The organism is Gordonia sp. N1V (assembly GCF_029269935.1).
Classification (GTDB): domain Bacteria; phylum Actinomycetota; class Actinomycetes; order Mycobacteriales; family Mycobacteriaceae; genus Gordonia; species Gordonia polyisoprenivorans.
The window spans coordinates 205,698-221,446 of the sequence record NZ_JARJDD010000007.1 but is presented as its reverse complement, the minus strand read 5'-3'; the positions used below and the strand labels follow the sequence as shown (position 1 = coordinate 221,446).

General features: G+C 66.8%; 11 protein-coding genes and 1 pseudogene. 6 read left to right on the top strand and 6 right to left on the bottom strand.

Features of this window, described 5'->3' with window-relative positions:
* Positions 1 to 30 precede the first annotated feature (30 nt).
* The 3 genes and pseudogenes from P3L18_RS11845 to P3L18_RS11835 all read left to right on the top strand — a co-directional run bounded on the left by P3L18_RS11845 (position 31) and on the right by P3L18_RS11835 (position 3,690).
* Positions 31 to 915, top strand: a complete 885-nt coding sequence (locus tag P3L18_RS11845) for a sugar phosphate isomerase/epimerase (protein WP_079930973.1) — start codon at positions 31 to 33, stop codon at positions 913 to 915.
* 14 nt (positions 916 to 929) lie between these two features.
* Positions 930 to 1,916 (top strand): annotated as a pseudogene (locus P3L18_RS11840) (Gfo/Idh/MocA family oxidoreductase).
* Between the two features lie 313 nt (positions 1,917 to 2,229).
* Positions 2,230 to 3,690 carry a sugar porter family MFS transporter gene (locus P3L18_RS11835; protein ID WP_006370659.1) on the top strand — a complete coding sequence of 487 codons (1,461 nt, stop codon included), beginning with the start codon at positions 2,230 to 2,232 and terminating at the stop codon, positions 3,688 to 3,690.
* Positions 3,691 to 3,790: 100 nt separating this feature from the next.
* Here the strand turns inward: P3L18_RS11835 and P3L18_RS11830 are convergent, their stop codons facing one another.
* Positions 3,791 to 4,801, bottom strand: a complete 1,011-nt coding sequence (locus tag P3L18_RS11830) for a LacI family DNA-binding transcriptional regulator (RefSeq protein ID WP_276114149.1) — start codon at positions 4,799 to 4,801, stop codon at positions 3,791 to 3,793.
* Positions 4,802 to 4,957: 156 nt separating this feature from the next.
* Between P3L18_RS11830 and P3L18_RS11825 the strand changes: the two genes are divergently transcribed.
* The 3 genes from P3L18_RS11825 (at position 4,958) to P3L18_RS11815 (ending at position 9,306) form a co-directional block, all read left to right on the top strand.
* Positions 4,958 to 6,151 (top strand): Gfo/Idh/MocA family oxidoreductase, encoded by a 1,194-nt coding sequence (locus P3L18_RS11825; protein ID WP_276114148.1) that lies wholly within the window; start codon positions 4,958 to 4,960, stop codon positions 6,149 to 6,151.
* A gap of 40 nt (positions 6,152 to 6,191) precedes the next feature.
* Positions 6,192 to 7,214, top strand: coding sequence for a sugar phosphate isomerase/epimerase (locus P3L18_RS11820; RefSeq protein WP_276114147.1), 1,023 nt, complete (start codon positions 6,192 to 6,194; stop codon positions 7,212 to 7,214).
* Between the two features lie 505 nt (positions 7,215 to 7,719).
* On the top strand, positions 7,720 to 9,306 hold the full coding sequence (locus P3L18_RS11815) for an HNH endonuclease signature motif containing protein (protein ID WP_276114146.1): 1,587 nt from the start codon (positions 7,720 to 7,722) through the stop codon (positions 9,304 to 9,306).
* Positions 9,307 to 9,548: 242 nt separating this feature from the next.
* Here the strand turns inward: P3L18_RS11815 and P3L18_RS11810 are convergent, their stop codons facing one another.
* The 5 genes from P3L18_RS11810 to P3L18_RS11790 form a co-directional block, all read right to left on the bottom strand.
* Entirely contained in the window at positions 9,549 to 10,556 is a 1,008-nt protein-coding gene (locus tag P3L18_RS11810; protein WP_276114145.1) for a Gfo/Idh/MocA family oxidoreductase, read from the bottom strand.
* On the bottom strand, positions 10,553 to 11,587 hold the full coding sequence (locus P3L18_RS11805) for a Gfo/Idh/MocA family oxidoreductase (protein WP_079930593.1): 1,035 nt from the start codon (positions 11,585 to 11,587) through the stop codon (positions 10,553 to 10,555). Before P3L18_RS11805 ends, P3L18_RS11810 begins: the two co-directional genes overlap by 4 nt.
* A gap of 39 nt (positions 11,588 to 11,626) precedes the next feature.
* Complete coding sequence (locus P3L18_RS11800) at positions 11,627 to 12,865, bottom strand: substrate-binding domain-containing protein (RefSeq protein ID WP_079930594.1); 1,239 nt, start codon at positions 12,863 to 12,865, stop codon at positions 11,627 to 11,629.
* Between the two features lie 124 nt (positions 12,866 to 12,989).
* Positions 12,990 to 14,432, bottom strand: coding sequence for an MFS transporter (locus P3L18_RS11795; RefSeq protein ID WP_276114144.1), 1,443 nt, complete (start codon positions 14,430 to 14,432; stop codon positions 12,990 to 12,992).
* Positions 14,387 to 15,613: a Gfo/Idh/MocA family oxidoreductase gene (locus P3L18_RS11790; RefSeq protein WP_079930605.1), complete on the bottom strand. Its 1,227-nt coding sequence runs from the start codon at positions 15,611 to 15,613 to the stop codon at positions 14,387 to 14,389. The genes P3L18_RS11795 and P3L18_RS11790 overlap by 46 nt, the downstream gene beginning before the upstream one ends.
* Positions 15,614 to 15,749: the final 136 nt, after the last annotated feature.

The window sequence follows — 15,749 nt, the reverse complement described above, 5'->3', positions numbered from 1 at the left end:
CACATCCTTTCTCACCCCAGAGGTGTCACCATGACCAACGACCCACGAATCGCCGCCGCCCCCATCTCCTGGGGTGTGTGCGAAGTACCCGGCTGGGGCCTGCAACTGCACCCCGCACGCGTTCTCGGCGAGATGCGCGAACTCGGGATGAGTGCCGCAGAGACCGGCCCGGAAGGCTTCCTGCCCGACGACCCGGCCGCCCTGCGCGACACCCTGAACTCCTATGACCTGCGCTGCGTCGGGTCCTTCGTTCCCGTCGTCCTGCACGACGCCGACCACGATCCGGCACCACAGGTCCGCGCCGCACTCGAACGCTTGGCCGTCTCCGGCGGCGACGTCCTGGTGCTCGCGGCGGCAACCGGCACCGACGGATACGACTCCCGGCCGGTGCTCGACGCCGACGCCTGGCGCACACTGCTGACGAACCTCGATCGGATCGACGCGCTCGTCGCCGAGCAGAACATTGTCGCGGCGCTGCATCCCCACGTCGGCACGATGATCGAGAACCGAGCCGAAGTGATTCGCGTGCTGGAGGATTCGTCCATCGGCCTGTGCCTGGACACCGGCCACCTGTTGATCGGAGGTACCGATCCCGTCGAGATCGCCGAGAACTACGGCGACCGCATCCGGCACGCCCACCTCAAGGACGTCCGCGTGGATCTCGCACAACGGGTCCAGCAGGGCGCGGCGACCTACACCGAGGCCGTCGCCGCAGGAATGTACGTGCCACTCGGCGCCGGTGACGCCCGGATCGAACACGTCGTGAGCACGCTGCGCGAGAACGGATACAGCGGCTGGTTCGTCCTCGAGCAGGACACCATCCTCACCGACGACGCCGCCGCCGACGACGCGGCTGCCGACGTCGCGGTGTCGATGTCGTTCCTGCGGCGGATCTGCCGACCGGCGGTCGTCTGAGTACGGTCGGGGGTATGACCGCACCGCCGCTGCGTATCGGGATTCTCGGGGCGTCGCGGATCGCCGAGAACGCCATCGTCGGGCCCGCCCACTAACTCGGACACCGACTGACCGTGGTCGCCGCCCGCGATCGGCATCGCGCGGAGTCCTTCGCAACCACCCACGGTGTCGAGCGCATCGTCGACTCCTATGCCGAGGTGATCAGCGACCTGGAAATCGATCTGATCTACGACCCGCTTGCGAATGCGTTGCACGGGCCGTGGAATCTGGCGGCGATCGCGGCGGGCGTGCCGGTGCTCAGCGAGAAACCGTTCGCCCGCAACGCCGTCGAAGCGCAGCAGGTAGCCGCGCAGGCACGCGCGGCCGGCGTTCTGGTGCTCGAGGGATTCCACTACCGGTTCCACCCGCTGATGCACCGCACCCTCGACGTGCTGCACAGCGGGGTGTGCGGCGATCTGCAAACGATCGAGATCACGATGGGCATGCCCGAACCGGCGCCCTCGGACCCACGCTGGGAGTACCGACTCGCCGGCGGTTCCGTCATGGATCTCGGCTGTTACGGCCTGCACCTGTTGCGCACCCTCGGCCCGTTCGCCGGCGGAGCGCCGCGGATCACCGGAGCGTCGGCGATCGTGCGGGGTGACCAGATCGACGCATCGAGCCGGATCGAGGTCACCTTCCCGAACGGCGCCACCGGCGTCAACACCAACACGATGCTCGACGACCACTACACATTCCGCGCACACATCGTCGGCACCACCGGATCGCTGACCCTGCACGACTTCTTGTCGCCGACCCGTGACAACCGCCTGGGCATCACCACAGCATCGGATACCCGCGTGGAGGAGGTGACCCGCCGCAGCACCTACACCTTTCAGCTCGAAGCCTTCGCAGCGGCACTGCGCGACGGCGCGTCCCTGCCGATCGATCTCGACGACGCCGTCACCAACATGGCCTACATCGACGACGCGTACCGGGCGGCGGGACTCGAGCCACGCTGACTGCGGATCGTATTTGTACGGACATGCAACCATCCGATGTGGGGACCAAATTCCTCAATGGTGACGTGAGTAGAGCTCGCACTCTCCATGTGATCCGGTTCTCAGAAGCCGTCTATTGGGACATCCACGCAGTTCATAGCTGCTTGTTACTCCCGCCACCACCACGGTCCGGCCCGCGGACAGCGCGGCTCCCCTCAGTTGTCAACCAGATTCTGTCGAAGTTTTGTTAGGACATTTGCACATACTGGGTTACGATCACGGATGTGACTGCCATCACTGATGGTGGTAGGTGTAAGTCAAACCAAGGAGTGCCATGTCCACCACAGACGACCACCCGGGTCTGAAACATTCGATTCTTCCGCCGCTGGGAACGGGACCGTTCCGGCGGCGTCTGCACGCCGTGGCGCTGATCGCCACGCTGGGCGGCCTGCTCTTCGGCTACGACACCGGCGTCATCAACGGTGCTCTCGAGCCGATGAAGACCGAGCTGGGACTGACCCCGTTCACCGAGGGCGTCGTCACAAGCTCACTGCTGTTCGGCGCGGCGTTCGGTGCCATCGCCGGCGGACGACTCTCCGACGCGATCGGCCGCCGCAAGTCGATCACACTTCTCGCGACCCTGTTCCTCATCGGAACCCTCACCTGCGTCTTCGCGCCGGGCTTCGGGGTGATGGTCATCGGCCGCGTGATCCTCGGCCTGGCCGTCGGCGCCGCGTCGACCGTGGTCCCGGTCTACCTCGCCGAGCTGGCCCCATATGAGATCCGTGGCTCGCTCGCCGGTCGCAACGAGGTGATGATCGTCGTCGGTCAGCTCGCGGCCTTCGTCATCAACGCCATCATCGGCAACATCTGGGGTGAAGAGGACGGCGTCTGGCGCATCATGCTCGCGGTCGCCGCGCTCCCGGCGGTCTGCCTGATGGTCGGCATGATCCGCGTGCCCGAATCCCCGCGCTGGTTGATCTCGCAGAACCGCCGGGAAGACGCCTACGACGTGCTGAAGACGATCCGCTCGCAGCAGCGCGCCCGCGCCGAGGTCGACATGGTCGAGGAACTCCACGAGATGGAGGAGACCGCGATCCGCGGCAGCTGGACCGCCTTGCGCGACAACCGCTGGATTCGACGCATCGTGCTCGTGGGTATCGGACTCGGTGTGGCACAGCAGCTCACCGGCATCAACTCGATCATGTATTACGGCCAGTCGGTGCTCAAGGATGCCGGATTCGCCAGCAACGCCGCCCTCATCGCCAACATCGCTCCCGGCGTGATCGCGGTCATCGGCTCCACCACCGCACTCTGGCTGGCCCAGAAGATCAATCGCCGCACCACCCTGATTCTCGGTTACAGCCTCACCACCGTCTGCCACTTCCTCATCGGCATCGCGTCCCTCGCGCTGCCGGAGGGCAACGCGGCACGACCGTGGGTGATCCTGACACTCGTGGTCCTGTTCGTCGGATCGATGCAAACCTTCCTCAACGTCGCCACCTGGGTGCTGCTGTCGGAAATCTTCCCGCTGCACATCCGCGGTCTGGCGATCGGCATCTCGGTGTTCTGCCTGTGGATCACCAACGCCCTTCTGGGACTGTTCTTCCCGACGCTGGTGGCCGCCACCGGCATCACCGGCACCTTCTTCCTCTTCGGCGGCGTCGGCATCCTCGCTCTGCTCTTCGTCTGGACACAGGCGCCCGAAACCCGGGGTCGCACACTGGAAGAGGTCGAGGAAGACGTCACCACCGGCCGCATCTACCCGAGTCGCAAGATCAAGGAACTCATCTGATCGCGACGTGAACATGCGGTTGTGAACACGGGACGAGCTCCCGCACCGGGTCACCGGTGCGGGAGTTCGTTCGTCGGTGAGAGTTCTGGTGATACCGGCCTCAGCGTTCGCGCGGCGCAGACGTGGTGCCGCGCACGACGAGTTCGGGTACCAACGTCACGACCGACCGCTCGGTGCGGTGACCGTCGAGGCGTGACACCACCGCGTCGATGGCGCGATCGGCCTGCGCGTGCGGTTGCTGGCTCACGGTGGTGAGATCAACGTTGCTCAAGCGGGCCATGACGCTGTCGTCATAGCCGGTCACCGAGACCTGCTGTGGCACCTCGGCTCCCGCTCGGCGCAGTTCGTCGAGCACACCGATCGCAAGTCGATCGTTGGCACACACCACCGCGGTCGGCAACTCGCGGGACAGCAGGGCTCGCGACGCGGCCATCCCCGCGTCCTCGGTGAACGACTCCGCTTCCACCACAGCGTCGGCGGCGGAGATACCGTGATGCCGCAGTGCACGCAGGAACCCGGCGCGACGGTCTGCGGCGATGGACCCCGGCCCGCCGGCCACATGCACGATCTTCGTATGACCGAGGTCGACGAGGTGATCGACCACCGCCGCAATACCCTTGCCGTCGTTGGTGCGAACGACATCGACTGACCCGGAGGCGATGCGCCGGCCGAGGACCACCGTGGGCACCTCTGCCGCGAACTCCTCGATCGATGCGGTGTCGAGCTCCGGGCCGATGAGCAGCATTCCCTCGCAACGAAAGTCGCGCAGCGTCTCGACGACGCGTGTTTCGCCGTGCGTCGGGGTCACCGCGCCCAGGACGATCTCGTATCCCGCGCGGTCGGCCGCCGCGACCAGCGCCTCGGCGATCTCGGCGTGAAAGCTGTTGCTGATCTGGGCGACCACACCGATCAGATGAGAACGGCGGGCCGTCATCAGCGCTGCTGTCCGGTTCATCCGGTAGCCGAGGTCCTCGGCCGCCGCCATCACTGCACGGCGCGTGTCGTCGCCGACCCCGGGAGCCTTGCGAAAGACCAGCGACACAGTCGCTTTGGACACCCCCACCTTGTCGGCGACGTCCTGCATGGTCGGTCGATTCGACGACGATCGCATCGAACACTCCCCCTTCTCTACCTGGACTCTCCACCCGTGCCCGTCAAGGCTTGACACCGTGGCGTGACGGCGTTCATAGTAGACGAACTAGACCGGTTTAGTAGACCGGTACAGCAGACCTCTCATCCACTATTCGTCACCAACCCCGGAGATCCCATGTCCTCGAACTCCCTCGGCGTCGCCGTCATCGGCGGCGGTATGGCCGGCCGCGCGCACGCTGCCGGCTATCGGACCGCGTCCACCCTGTTCGGCACCGACCGGCCCGACGTGCGTCTGGTGGCGATCGCCGACGCGAATCCCGCGATCGCCGATGACAACGCCAAGCGATACGGATACGAGCGGGCCGAGTACGACTGGCAGTCCATCGCCGCAGCCGACGACATCGACGTGGTCAGCGTGGTCGTCGCCAACCATCTGCACCGCGAAATGGTCGAGGGACTACTGGCCGCCGGCAAGCACGTGCTGTGCGAAAAGCCGCTTGCCGGTTCACTTTCCGATGCGGAGGCCATGCTGTCGGCGGCCCGCGACGCCTCGACGCAGGCCGCGGTCGGCTACACCTACCGTCGCGCGCCGGCCGTCGAGCAGATCCGTCGCGAACTGGCCGCCGGGACCGTCGGCGACCTGGTGCACTTCAACGGGCACTACTGGTGCGACTACGCGCTCGACCCGACCTCGCCGATCACCTGGCGCTATCAGGGCGAGCCCGGCACCGGCGCTCTCGCCGATGTCGGCAGTCATCTCATCGATCTCGGTGAGTTCATCTGCGGACCCATCGTGTCGATCTCCGGCGCACGCTTCCACACGGTGATCACCGAACGTCCGGTTCCGATCGGCACCACCTACGGTCACACGAAGGGCGCGGTCTCCGACGAGATGGAGCCCGTCGGCAACGAGGACATCGCAACGTTCACCGCGACCTTCGCCTGCGGTGCGATCGGTACGTTCTCGGCGTCGAGGGTGGCGCACAGTCTGCCCGATGGACTGGGGTTCGAGCTGTTCGGCACCGGCGGGTCGGCGTCGTGGGAGCTCGCGCGCATCGCGGAGTTCCACCTCGCCGCCGACGACGTGCGCGCCGACCTCAACGGTCCACGTCGCATCACCATCGGCCCCGATCATCCCTACATCCGCGGTGGCCTGCCGATGGACGCCGGCGGCGTCGGCCACGGCAAGGCCGAACTGTTCGCCTACCAGGCTCGCGCCTTCCTCGACCAGGTGGCCGGCATCGACGTCCTCGGTCCCCTCCCGGACTTCGAGACCGGCCTGCATTCGATGCGGGTGGTTGCCTCGATCGCCGAATCCGCGGCCAACGCGGGAGCTACCGTCGACGTCAAGCCGCTCGAGAACGCCTGACCGTCACCCACTTTCCACGACTACAAGGAGACACACCACCATGAAGCTCGGTGTCTACAACGCCATCCTGCACGATCGCCCACTGCCCGAAGCACTGAAGGTGATCGGCGATCTCGGCCTCACTGGTATCGAGATCAACACCGGCGGATTCCTTCCCGCGGTGCACGTTCCGACGTTCGACGAAATCCTGGTCTCCGACGCCGCACGCGACGACTACCTGGCACTCTTCGACGGCACCGGGGTCTCGATCGCCGGCCTCAACTGCAACGGCAACCCGCTGCACCCCAAGCCCGAGATCGGCGAGCGTCACGCCGAGGATGTCCGCCGCTCCATCCGTCTGGCCGAACGGCTCGGCCAGACGCGTGTGGTGACGATGTCGGGCCTGCCCGGCGGGGAACCCGTTGCCACGGTGACGAACTGGATCGTCAACGCCTGGAATTCGGCAGCACTGGACGTCCTGGACTACCAGTGGGGTGTGGCCGCACGGTTCTGGCGCGAGACCGACCGACTCGCCGCCGATCACGGCGTGAAGGTCGCACTCGAACTGCACCCGCAGAACCTCGTCTTCAACACCGCCGATGTCCGCAAGCTCGTCGAACTCACCGGCGCCACCCACGTCGGCGTGGAACTCGATGCGTCGCATCTGTTCTGGCAGCAGATGGACCCGGTGGCCGTCGTCCGCGAACTCGGCCCACTCGTCTTCCACGCGGCGGCCAAGGACGTACGGGTGAACACCGAGAACGCCGCACTGTACGGCGTTCTGGACAACCGGTTCCGCCGACTCGCACCCACCGAGGAGCGCACCAACCTCGGTGGCGACGAATGGGCCAACGAGTGGCCCAAGGACTCGGCATGGGATTTCGTGGCACTCGGTCGCGGCCACGACACCGCCTACTGGACCGAATTCCTTCGCGCTCTACGTGACGTCGATCCCGACATGATGGTCAACATCGAGCACGAGGACGTCTCACTCGGCCGCATCGAAGGCCTCGAGATCGCCGCCGGCGTGCTGCTCGACGCCGACCGCGCGCTAGAACAGGAGAAGGTCTCCGTTCACGGATAACACTCGGCAGACGGGCTTCCCCCGATGGTGGAGAGCTTCCATCACCCGACGCTCACTCCCTTCCCCCCGATGGGCGAGCGCTTCGATCGCGGATGCTTGGCCGTCCCCCCGGTGGTCGAGGTGCGAGCCGCGTGCGGCGAGCCTCGAGACCGCTTGCAGCGACGCTGGTTCCGGCTCGGCGGGTGGAGCGGACACCCGTCGGCGAGAGAGGTCTCGAGGCCTCGTCGCTGGCGCTCCTCGGCACCTCGACCATCGGAACGAGCGACCATCGCTTCCTGACCGATGTTCGACCCGTCCCCCCGGTGGTCGAGGTGCGAGCCGCGTGCGGCGAGCCTCGAGACCCGGCGAGATGACTAGTGTCGCAACCACATCGACGCCCGCTCGACGCGTCCGAAAATAGTTGTCCACAGATTTTGTCGGACCGACGCTGCCGCGCCGGTTTTGTCGGTACCCCTTCGTACACTTGTTCTCATCAAGTCCGATCGCGGGAGGGGAGGTTGTTCGGATGTCGAGTGTGTTGACGTTCACCGATCCAGATGCCGATGCTGCCGCGATCACGTCGATGTCACGGGATGAGCTCACCGAAACCGGCCCGGACCTGCTCCGCGAGTCCCGCAAATACGAAGCCCGGACGGTGCTGGCTGCTGCCGCGCTGGCGGAGCGGGTATTTCACGAGCATCTGGCCGATCGGCCCGAGACCGGTGTGTGGGGTTCCGTCGTCGAGCATGCCGAGAGACTCGGCCGGGCCGAGGTGTCGTTGCAGTTCAAGGTCTCCCGCAGCAAAGCCGGGAGTTGGATAGCGCTGGCGGACCTCCTGGAGAAGCTACCGCTGATCCGTGCCGCCTATCTGAACGGGGAACTCTCCACCAACCGGGCTTCGATCATGGCGCGCGCCGCCCAACGTGGCGCGGACACCGAGACCGACAGCGACACCGACAGCGAAAGCACCGACGGTGACGAGTCTGGGATGTCGTTCGAGGAGATCGTCCTGGATTACGGGTCCCGGGCCACGACCGACCCTGTGCTATCGCAACAGCTTGACGCTGCGCTGATTTCGATGAACCCCGACAGCGTGATCGAGGACCGCGACACCATCACCGATCTGGTGGGACACGTGACCATCACCGCCGATGTTGCGGGGCACTCCTCTCTGGATGCGGTCGTCCCCGCCCATTACGGGGTGTTTCTCGCAACGCAGATCAACGCCCTCGTTGACGAACGGACCTGCCGCAAGGACCCCCGCCGTGTGGGGTCGCTGCGGGTGATCGCACTCGGGGAGATCACCGGCGTCCCGGGAGCCCACCTCGACTGCGAATGCGGACAGGACGACTGCCCAAAACGAGGCGGCAGCACAGACAGCAACGGGTCGGCGGAAACACCCGCTGACGCCGAGGATGCGGCAGCATGGGACGACCTGCTCCCCGAACCCGCCGACGCCGACGCTCCCGAAGTCGAGTTCGTCGAGCCCGTCGTCGAACCCGAGATCCCCGACCCTATGAATGAGCCGACGCCGGATGAGGTGCCCGTGGCCTTCGGACGGGCCTTGGTCGTACCCGGGGCACCCGTACTGACGGTGTTGACGGACCCCGACGGTGTGCTGGTGCCCCGGTTGCAGGGATACGGGCCCATCGACCCCGACTACGCCACCACCCTGTCCGAGATAGCGAAAACCATCCACTACCCCGAATCCGCCCGGGCCGCCGGACCACTCATCCCGCAGATCTCCGACCGCGCGCAAGCCCCACCGGCCGATCCGACCGGACACGGTGGCCACACCGTGCCACCCCCTGGGGCATTGACCTATGCACCCAGCGCAAAGTTGCGCGCTGAGGTGTTGGCCAATGATGCGTGGTGCCGATACCCCTACTGCGGGATGCCGTCACACCTGTGCGACCTCGACCACTGGCAACCCTTCAACCACACCAACCCCGAAGCCGGAGGCTGGACAGTACTCGGCGACCTCATCCCACTCTGCCGGGCCGATCACCAACGCAAACACCTCGCCGAATGGGTACCAACGCTCTACACCGATCGGCGGGTGCAGTGGCGGAACCGACGGACGGGGCAGGTGATCGTCACCTACCCACGGTGACATGGTACTGCTGTGGGATGGAACCAGCTGTGACTCACCGGGTCTCGAGGCTCCTCGCTGGCGCTCGTCGCACCTCGACCACCAGAAAATGGCTCCTCGACGACCAGAAAAAGACACCTCGACCACCAGAGAATGGCTCCTCGACCACCAGAAAAAGACATCTCGATCACCGGTGAAAGGGACACCTCGACCGCCGGGAAGGGCCTCGACCATCGAGGGGAAAGGTATCTGAGTTGCCCGGGCTATGCCCCGATGGTCTCGCGACCGTAGGCCACCGGAACCACTTGCCCATTGTGGGTCATCGATTCGATGACGGCTTCGGCGACGATCGCGGCGCGTAAGCCGTCCTCGGCGGTTGCCAGGCGCGGGGTTCGACCGGTTTCCAGGGCGCGGACCCATTCGCAGAGTTGCTCACGGTAGGCATCGGCGTAGCGCGGACGCCAGTCAGCGGGGTAGGCGAGCGATCGGGCGCGCTCGCGGTCGGTGACCACGGTGGAGGGCAAGGTCAGCGCGGCAACGCCCTCCTCCCCGACCACCTCGCACCGGGTGTCGTATCCGTACTGCGCGTTGAGGAATACCTCCACGGTGATGAGTATGTCGGATTCGGTGCGCATCACCAGGATCTGCGGATCGATGCGACGACCGGCGTGCCGCGAGGAGCGTCCGGCGTGCCAACTCACCTCGGCGATCGGCGAACCGATCAGCCATGGCATCACATCGAGTTCGTGGATGGCCGAGTTGGTCACCGTCGACGCCGAATCACCGTCGGGATGGGCCTCGACCGTACGGCTCACACAATGCGCGACGAGCACCTCGCCGAGTTCGCCCGAGGTGACGCTGCGTCGCAGGTCCACATACGAGGGGTCGAATCTGCGCATGAATCCGACGCTGATCAGGGAACGGCCACTGCGCTTCTCGGCCGCGCACACCGAGCGTGACTCGGCGACCGTCGGCGCGAGCGGCTTCTCACACAGCACCGGCTTGCCCGCATCGATCGCCGCGAGGGTCAGCGCAGCGTGGGTCGAATCGTGCGAGGCGATGATGACGGCGTCGACGTCGTCGGCGGCGATCAGAGCCTGCGCGTCGTCCACCACGCGGGCGGAACGCAACTGCGCAGCAACCGTATTCGCCGACGCAGCGTTCACGTCGGCGATCGCGGTGACCTCCGCGCCGTTGACATAGCGATCGAGGGTATGGGCGTGATCGGCGCCCATCACGCCGACGCCGATGATGCCGATACGAATGGTCATGCGTGCTGCTCCCCGGGGAAAACGATGTCGAGACGTGCGCGGATGGCGTCCATGGTGGTCAGGGTCGAGATCACGTCGTCGAGCGGGTGGAGGGTGGATTCGCGGTTGCCCGAGACAATCTCACGGGCGGCGTCGGCCGCCGAGTAGTGCAGCCCGTCCTCATGGCCGCCGTGTTCCTCGTCGTGTCGCAGTACACCGCCGTCGCGCAGACGCACCTCGAACGGTCCCGGCTGATAGAAGGGCCCGGGAATCCGCACCTGTCCATCGACTCCGCAGATCGCCGCCGATGTCGGGGTGTCGGAGAGGATGGTGGTGTTGAGCACCGCCTGCGCACCGTCGACGTTGCCGAGCACCGCCGAGATCTGGCCGTTGAGTTCGGCATTCGCCGGGGTACCGAGGGCGGCGATGTCGGTGGGGGCGCCGAGGACCCAGTGCGCGAAGACCACCGGGTAGGAGCCGAGATCGAGCATCGGACCGCCGGCCAGGGCCGGATCGTAGATGCGGTGATCGGTGGTGAAGTACTCGCCGTGGTCGGCCATCACCGTGCGGATCTCACCGAGCATCCCGGAGTCGAGTACCTGCCGCAGGACATCGAACTTGGGCAGGAATCGCGACCACATCGCCTCACCGGCGAACAACCCTGTTCGCGTGGACTTCTCGGCGATCTCACGCGCCTGCTCGGCGTTGATGCCCAGCGGTTTCTCCACCAAGACGTGCTTTCCGGCGTCCAACGCGGCGAGTGCGCCGGGCCGGTGCTCGGTGTGCGGGGTGCACACGTAGACGATGTCGACCGACGGGTCGGCGAGCAGCGACTCGTACGACCCGTGATGAGCGGCGATCCCGAAGCTCCGCGCGAACTCCTCGGCGCGGTCGGCCGATCGCGAACCGACGGCAACGACCTCTTGGGAGGTGTGTTTCTGCAACGCCGCAACGAACCTCGAGGCGATCCACCCGGGGCCGAGGATGCCCCAGCGCATGGCGGGTGCCGACCGGGGGTCGGGGGTACGGGCAGCGGGAAGATGCACGGGCACAGGTGTCCTTTCCGACAACGATGCGAGAAGTGTTGGGAATCAGCCGATCCGGTAGACGTGTTTGCCGACCTCACGGGCCTTGCGGGCCCAGTCGTCGCCGAGATCGCCTGGCAGTGCCACGAGTACGGCGTCGATGTCGGGATCCTCGAGCAGATCCTCATACAGTCCGTAGCTGGCCATGATTCCGAGCCGATCGGCAATGCGCCACGCCGTCAACGTCGATGCGCTGGCGACGACCTCGATGGACCCGGTCAGCAGCCCCGGGGTACCCAGCGCCCGCTGCACCTCATCGCCGAGGTCGTCGAGCATCAGTCCCCACCGGCGCCGGGCCGGAACGTCGGGGCGCTCCGGGGTGGGTGCCACCGCGATCTCCTTGACCGCGGCCGTCGTCGACCGGACCACCAGTTGCGGTTCCAGGGCCACCTCGCCATGGAATCCGCAAGCAGCAGAAGCCACCTCGACACCGGCCAGGATGCGGCCGAGGGCCTCGATCGCGGCGTCGGCGAGACCAGGCACGTCCTGACGGACCGTCGTCAACTCCACGCCCTCGACACCGGCGAGATGTCCGTCGTCGTAGCCCACCACCGACATCTCGGCCGGGATCTCCACCCCCTGCGCGCGCATGACGTCGACGAAACCGAACGCCATCCGATCGTTGGCGAGGAAGACCGCGGTCGGCCGTGGCAGTCGTTCCAGGATCTCGTGGGCCACCCGGGCCCCGGCCTCTTCGGTGTAGTCGCCGCGCAGGATCTGGCAATGCTGCTGCAGTCCGGCCGCGGTCATTGCACCGATGTAGCCGCGCTGCCGCTCCGCGGCGCAGGGGTGGTCGCCGCCGCCGATGTGGACGATCGCGTTGTGCCCCAGATCGATCAGGTGCTGCACCGCCAGATGGGCGCCCTGCCATTCGTCGGTGCCGACGGTCACGCGGCCCAACCCGGGGACACGCTCGCCGATGACCACCGAGGCCGCCGGGAGGTCGAGATCGTCGTCATGGGTGGCGCCGATGACGATGATGCCGTCGCAGCCCATGCCGACCAGATCGGTGACGGCGCGTCGGCGGGTCCGTGCACGCCCGTGCCCGCTCAGCGCGAGGCGATACGACGACTGTCCGGGCGTGACCGCACGCCGGTCGGCCGCGGCATAGAGCGCGTCGACGAGGTCGGCCTCGAACGGGTTGGAGGCGTCGAACACGACGCCGACCAGCGCACACCCGACTGCTGCATCGACCGACCGGTCCGGCGTCGTACTCGACGACGGCGACTCCACGCTGCTGGTCATGGGGTGATCCTCTGGTTGGGGGCGAACGAATCGGCCGACAAGCCGCACCGGCGTCGTTGATTCACTGTCGATGTAAGTCGGATCACATCCAAAAGTCAATACTTTGTCCGGACATACTGAGAAATCAGCGAGTGCCGAGTGCGTGCGCACCCACCCGCGAGGGCAGAGCGCTCGCGCCGACCGCGCAGACCACCATCACGACGGCCAGAATCACGAAGACCGCGGAATACGCCCCGGCCGGGAGCACCGCTGCCGTCGTGCCGAGCAGTGCGATCGCCATCGACGCCAGCGCAACACCGAAGGCATTGCCCAGTTCCTGCACGGCAGCGTGCAGGGCATTCGCGTCACCGAGTCGCACTTCCCCCACGTCGGCGAAGGCGAGCGTGTTGTACGCGGAGAAACCGATCGACCGCAGCATCCCGGACACCACCAGCACGAGCGCCAGCAGCCACGCCGGCGTCGCTGCACCGACCGCGGCCAACGCCACGAACGTCACCACCGACGCCGCCGACACCACCAGGAGAACGCGGCGGATTCCCCAGCGGCGCATCAACGGTGTGGTCAGGGGTTTGATGACGACGTTGCCGGCGAAAAGCGCGGTCACCATCGCGCCGGCCGTCACCGGCGACCAGCCGAAATGCACCTGCAGCATCAGCGGCACCACGAAGGGCACCGCGCTGATCGCAAGCCGGTACGCCGTGCCGTATCCGATCACCGAGGCGAAGGAATGTATGCGCAGCACAGCGAGATTCAGCAACGGATCGCGCGCCGAACGCAGATGTACGACGGTGCCGACGCCGACGACAATGGCCACCACCAGCCCTGCCACGACGATCACCCAGCGCACCGGCGTCGCGGAGAGCACCTCCGCCACGGTCATCGCCGCACCGACCGCCACCATCGTGCCCAACGCCCCGACCACATCGAGCCGACGAATCGGCCGCCCAACGTCGGGTCGCAGAATACGCAGTGCGGCAACGACTCCGATGATGCCGATCGGAATGTTGAGGACGAAGATGACCTGCCAGGAGGCGTGCTCGACGATCAGCCCGCCCAGCAGCGGTGCCACCACCGGCGCAACGAGCGCAGGCCAGGTCAGGTAGGCGATCGCCCGCGCCACATGCCCCACCGACACCGCCCGCAGAACCGCGAGCCGCCCGATCGGCACCATCATCGCCCCACCGGCCGCCTGGACCACCCGCATCCCGATCAGCACCGGAAGTGACGGCGCCAGAGCACATCCCACCGACGCGAGGGTGAACACCACCAGTGCGAGCACGAACACCCGGCGCACACCGAAGCGCTCGGCGATCCAACTGCTCAACGGGATGAGCACCGCCAACGTGATCAGGTAGGCGGTGACCACCCCGGCCGCATCGAGCGCCCCCACGCCGAAGCCCGCGGCAATGGACGGCAGGGCCGTGACGACGATGGTGGCATCGAGGATCTCCATGAACATCGCGCCCGCACCGAGCAGTGCCAACGCGCGCGGAAAATCCCCACTCGGCTGCGGTGGTGAGGTCACGAGGCGCTCGAGACCGCCTCCACCGGTGCGGGCGAGACCCATCGCCCCTCGCGCACCGAGGCCGTCATGGCGTCGAGCGCCTCGGCGGCACGCACCGCGTCGTCGATGGTGGCACCCGGCCCCACCTGGGCGAGTGCGTCGGGGCCGGCGATGGCCGCGGCGAATCGGGCGGCCTCGATCACCTTGAGATCGTCGTAACCCATGGCGTTGGCCGAGCCCGGCTGGAAGGCGCCGTACTGTCCGTGGCCGGGGCCCACGAACAGCGTCGACACCGACAGATCCTGGATCACCCGGGACGCGCCGCTGCGCCCGATCTCGAGTTCACCCATGCGGCGATAGTCCCACCGCACGATTCCGGTGGTGCCGTGGATCTCGAATCCGTACGAATTCTGCTCGCCCACCGACACCCGACTCGCCTCCAGGACGCACCGCGCGCCCGAGGTCATCCGCAACTGCGCCGACAGGTAATCCTCGTTCTCCACCGGCCCGCGCACACCCCCGGTGGCCAGCTGGTGGCCCGACGTCGCGCCGGTCGGCTCGGGCCGGGTGTCGATGAAGATCGCGGTGTCGGCGATGAGTGAGTCGATACCGCCGAGGAGATACCAGACGAGGTCGACGCCGTGCGAGGCGAGATCACCGAGGACCCCGTTGCCGCCGCGTTCACGCTGAAAGCGCCAGCTCAGCGCGCCGTCAGGATGGGCGGCGTAATCGCTGAAGAACCGGAAACGCGCGTGGGTGACCTCGCCGATCTCCCCGGCTGCCACGATCTCCCGTGCCAACGCGACCGCGGGAGCGTTGCGATAGTTGAACCCGACCGCGGTGCTCACCCCGGCCCGGTGCGCCGCGTCGGCGACGGCACGGGCGTCGGCCGACGACAGCCCGACTGGCTTCTCGATCCATAGGTGCTTGCCGGACTCGACCACCGCACAACCGATTTCGCAGTGCAGAAAGTTCGGTGCGGTCACACTCACCCCGGCGATCGCGGGATCGGCCACGAGGTCGCGCCAGTCGGTGACGCCACGTGCGTCGAACTGTTGCCCCGCCGCGTCGGCCCGCCCGGGCACGTCGTCGGCGATGGCCACCAACCGGGGTGCCGGGCGCAGCTGCGGATAGTGGTGCGCCACTCGGGCGTACGCCTGCGCGTGGGCTCGGCCCATCCAGCCGAAACCGATGATCCCCACCGGCAATTCGGCGGAGGACCCGGACACTGCACTCGTCGTCATGGGAATCCCTTCCTGGTTGCTGCATTCGGCACCGCACTCGTGGCGGCTGTGATCCGCGCCACCCACTATGCCAGGTCCGAATGTCAGGACAAAGTCTTGACATTGCTCTGTGGTGTGCCGCACAGTGGAGGAGCGA

Coding starts and splice junctions, on each gene's coding strand:
- P3L18_RS11825 (WP_276114148.1), top strand. CDS start 4,958: ATGTCCTCGAACTCCCTCGGCGTCGCCGTCATCGGCGGCGGTATGGCC.
- P3L18_RS11830 (WP_276114149.1), bottom strand. CDS start 4,801: ATGCGATCGTCGTCGAATCGACCGACCATGCAGGACGTCGCCGACAAG.
- P3L18_RS11800 (WP_079930594.1), bottom strand. CDS start 12,865: ATGACCAGCAGCGTGGAGTCGCCGTCGTCGAGTACGACGCCGGACCGG.
- P3L18_RS11790 (WP_079930605.1), bottom strand. CDS start 15,613: ATGACGACGAGTGCAGTGTCCGGGTCCTCCGCCGAATTGCCGGTGGGG.
- P3L18_RS11795 (WP_276114144.1), bottom strand. CDS start 14,432: ATGGGTCTCGCCCGCACCGGTGGAGGCGGTCTCGAGCGCCTCGTGACC.
- P3L18_RS11810 (WP_276114145.1), bottom strand. CDS start 10,556: ATGACCATTCGTATCGGCATCATCGGCGTCGGCGTGATGGGCGCCGAT.
- P3L18_RS11815 (WP_276114146.1), top strand. CDS start 7,720: ATGTCGAGTGTGTTGACGTTCACCGATCCAGATGCCGATGCTGCCGCG.
- P3L18_RS11845 (WP_079930973.1), top strand. CDS start 31: ATGACCAACGACCCACGAATCGCCGCCGCCCCCATCTCCTGGGGTGTG.
- P3L18_RS11820 (WP_276114147.1), top strand. CDS start 6,192: ATGAAGCTCGGTGTCTACAACGCCATCCTGCACGATCGCCCACTGCCC.
- P3L18_RS11835 (WP_006370659.1), top strand. CDS start 2,230: ATGTCCACCACAGACGACCACCCGGGTCTGAAACATTCGATTCTTCCG.